The following is a 2931-nucleotide window of genomic DNA, read 5'->3' as shown; positions in this document are numbered from 1 at the left end:
GCCGGGCCGAGGCCGCCACGCTGACGCCGACGGCCAGCAGGGCGAGGCCGACGATGTAGGCGCCGCGGATCACCGCCGCCGTGCCGGCCACCAGGACCGCCAGGCCCAGCAGGGCCGCGGGCGTGCGCCAGTCGGCGCGGGCGGAGGCGCTGCGCCGTCCCAGCCAGACCAGGAAGGCGAACACCGCCACGATGAGCAGCAGATAGGTCATCGGTCGGCCGTCAGCCCGCGGGTAAGCACGCCCCCTTCATAGGGGCGTCCGCGGGCTAAGGGAAATCCCGCTCAGGCGGCTTCGTCGTGGGCCAGCTCGCCCAGGTTCAGCGCCTTCATCAGCGAGCGCAGCTCCTGGCGCGCGGCCACGTGGGCCAGCGACACGGCCACGGGGCGGATCTGCGAGGACAGGTCCGCGACGGTCAGGCCGAACGGAAACAGCTCGCGATAGATCACCCGGTCGCGCAGGCCCGGCCCGATGCGGAAGCCGACCTTCTTGGACAGGGCGGCCATGCGCTCCTCGACCCGGCGGCGGTTCTTGGCCTCGGTGGGGGCCAGGCGGTTCCGCAGCACCACCCAGTCGGCCATCTTGCGCTCGCGCTGAGCCTTCAGCTTGCGGGCTTCCCAGACGCTCTCCGAATAGATCGACGGCTTGACCAGCTCGAAGCTGACCGGGTCGACCTGGCCCAGCAGGTCGAAGTCCACGAAGCTGTCGTTCATCGGGGTGACGATCAGGTCGGCGCTCGCGTGCGCCGCGCGCGACAGCGGCGTGTCGGCGCCGGGCGTGTCGATCACGACGTAGTCGGCCTGGGCGCGGGCCTCGGCCAGGATCTCTTCGAACCGGGCGACGGCGGTCTCGGCCGACGCGACGGCGAAGGCGGCGGGGTCCTCGCCCAGTTTGAATTCCAGCGGCATGGGGGCCTCCGCCTGGGAGGCGGCCAGCCAGGTGCGGCGGTTGGACAGGAAGCGGCCCAGCGACTGCTGGCGCAGGTCCAGGTCGATGATGGCGACGCTGGCCCCGCCCCAGCCCAGACCAGTGGCGAGGTGCATGGCGATGGTGGACTTGCCCGCCCCGCCCTTTTCGTTGCCGATGACGATCACACGAGACTGAGACACGACATAGCTCCCCCGCCCGACTCAGATTCGGGCCAGGGGCGCAGGGTCTCTTGCGCCGCCCGAGGGGTCAACGCGGCGTTCCGGACGTCGTTCGGCGAGGTCCGTCCTGGCGTCCGCTCAGGCGCGCGCGCACCAGGCGTCGGCGACGCCGGCGGCGGCGCACAGGGCCTTGGCGGCTTCCGGCGTGGTGATCGGGCCGGCCTTCAGGCGAACCCAGGCGCCCTTCGCGCCCAGATCGACCTTCTCGAACTGCGGGGTCAGGCCGGCCAGCTCGCGGTGGCGGTCCACCAGGTCCGACCAGGCCGTGCGCGCGTCGGCCTCGCTGCGGAAGGCGGCGATCTGCACGGCGCGGCCGGCGCTGGCCTGGGTCGCCTGGGCCAGCTTCTCGCCGATCACGTCGCGGACGACCGGCGCAACCACCGGAGCGGCGGCCGGCGCGGCCGGAAGCTCGTTCGCCACGGCGGTGATCAGCCGGCGCTGCGCCTCGGTCGTGGCGGCCTCGACAGGGTCGATCACGTCCACCTTCACCGGCTCGGGCGCGCCGTGGCGCTGACGCGAGGCCTCGATGTCGGTGACCGGGATGCTCTTCACCTCGGCGGCCCAGCGCTGGAACATCTGCCCGTCGTTCTGGACGCTGCAGCCCGTGAGGACGAGAGCGGCGAGGACGAGGGCGGCTGGACGGAACGCGCGCGACAGGTTCATAAGGCCGACCCTACGCGCCGCCGCTTAAATCGTGGTTGAGCGACGTGCTTAAGAGGCCTGGTTAACGGCTTAACCATGACGAACGAATTTCCCCTCCCCGTCGCCCGCACCGTGGCTGATCTCCGCGCGACCGTGCGCGGCTGGCGCAAGGCCGGCGAAACCGTCGGCTTCGTGCCGACCATGGGCGCCCTGCACGAGGGCCACCTGTCGCTGATCCGCGAGGCCAAGACCCGCGCCGACCGGGTGGTCGCCAGCGTGTTCGTGAACCCAAAACAGTTCGCCGCGCACGAGGACCTGGGCACCTATCCGCGCCAGGAAGGCCGCGACGCCGAGCTGCTGGCCGCCGAGGGCTGCGACCTGCTGTTCCTCCCCTCGGTGGACGAGATGTATCCGCAGGGCGCCGTCACGGCGGTCAGCGTCGGCGGCCCGGCCGAGGGGCTGGAGAGCGACTTCCGCCCGCACTTCTTCGGCGGCGTGGCGACCGTGGTGGCCAAGCTGCTGAACCAGGTGCAGGCCGACGTGGCGGTGTTCGGCGACAAGGACTACCAGCAGCTGCTGGTGGTCCGGCAGATGGCCCGCGACCTCGACATCCCGACTGAGATCGTCGGCGCGCCCACCGCCCGCGACGACGAGGGCCTCGCCCTGTCCTCCCGCAACGCCTACCTGTCGCCCGACCAGCGCGACCGCGCCGTGGCCCTCAACCTGGCCCTGGCCGAAGCCGCCCGCCGCGCCGCCCGGGGCGAACCGATCGCCCGGGTCGAGGCCGACGCTGCGGCCGCCATCCTCGAGGCCGGCTTCGACAAGATCGACTACGTTTCGATCCGCCGCGCCGACGACCTCAAGCCCTTCCCGGGCGGCGTGGCGCACGGCCCCGGCCGGGTGCTGGCCGCGGCCTGGATCGGCAAGACCCGGCTGATCGACAACCTGGCGGTGGCGGCGGGGTAGCGCGCGAAAGATCTCCCCCCGAGCGTCAGCGCTGGGGGGAGCAGGCGGCGCAGCCGCCGTGGGGGGCTCCAGCGGAGTGCGACGGTAGCCGTCGCGCCAGGGCGAGCCCCCTCCACCACCCTTCGGGTGGTCCCCCTCCCCCAAAGGGGGAGGATTTAGATCACCACGCTCCCAGCG

Annotated in this window: 3 protein-coding genes and 1 pseudogene; 1 reads left to right on the top strand and 3 read right to left on the bottom strand. The window is 72.4% G+C overall.

Annotated elements, in window-relative coordinates:
* From G3573_RS21055 to G3573_RS21045, 3 genes and pseudogenes are all read right to left on the bottom strand, one after another.
* Positions 1-211 (bottom strand): annotated as a pseudogene (locus G3573_RS21055) (hypothetical protein); the annotation flags it as partial.
* Positions 212-282: 71 nt separating this feature from the next.
* Entirely contained in the window at positions 283-1107 is an 825-nt protein-coding gene (locus G3573_RS21050; protein ID WP_163263604.1) for a division plane positioning ATPase MipZ, read from the bottom strand.
* Between the two features lie 117 nt (positions 1108-1224).
* The gene (locus G3573_RS21045) at positions 1225-1809 is read right to left on the bottom strand and encodes an SPOR domain-containing protein (RefSeq protein WP_163263603.1); all 585 of its coding nucleotides are present in this window, start codon (positions 1807-1809) and stop codon (positions 1225-1227) included.
* A 75-nt stretch (positions 1810-1884) separates the two neighbouring features.
* Between G3573_RS21045 and panC the strand changes: the two genes are divergently transcribed.
* On the top strand, positions 1885-2754 hold the full coding sequence (panC, locus tag G3573_RS21040) for a pantoate--beta-alanine ligase (RefSeq protein WP_163263602.1): 870 nt from the start codon (positions 1885-1887) through the stop codon (positions 2752-2754).
* Positions 2755-2931 lie beyond the last annotated feature (177 nt).

The sequence above is a fragment of the Caulobacter sp. 17J65-9 genome (assembly GCF_010975005.1).
Taxonomy (GTDB): Bacteria; Pseudomonadota; Alphaproteobacteria; order Caulobacterales; family Caulobacteraceae; genus 17J80-11.
This window is presented reverse-complemented; position numbering and strand designations above follow the sequence as displayed.